The organism is Brevibacillus sp. SIMBA_040, from assembly GCF_046535075.1.
In the GTDB taxonomy this organism is placed as follows: domain Bacteria; phylum Bacillota; class Bacilli; order Brevibacillales; family Brevibacillaceae; genus Brevibacillus.
Genome location: NZ_JAWRXI010000238.1, coordinates 1 through 263, shown reverse-complemented (window position 1 = coordinate 263; position 263 = coordinate 1). Strand labels below are relative to the sequence as shown.

Genomic DNA, 263 nt, shown 5'->3' with positions numbered 1-263 from the left:
AAAGACCGCAACACTTGAAAAAAGAAGTTCATGGAGGCGCTTCGAAAATTTATGAGAAAGAAAGCGCGAAATACCGGCGAAAAGAATCGAAATCAAGAGCGAGAAAGAAACCTCGCGAAAGCGGAGAAACGACGCGCCCTAGAAAAAGAACGCTCAGATGCGCAGCGTAAAAAAACAGCGGAGCTTCTTCGTAGCGGAAAATTAAAGGTAAATAAAAAAAAGCCAGGAAAGGGAGTCTTTAGCATATTTTCCTCGCTGCATAA

General features: G+C 43.0%; 1 protein-coding gene. It reads left to right on the top strand.

Going from position 1 to position 263, the window contains the following annotated elements:
* Positions 1–51: 51 nt before the first annotated feature.
* Positions 52–263 (top strand): hypothetical protein (locus tag SB752_RS32690; protein ID WP_410719545.1); only part of this gene is annotated, 212 nt, incomplete at its 3' end.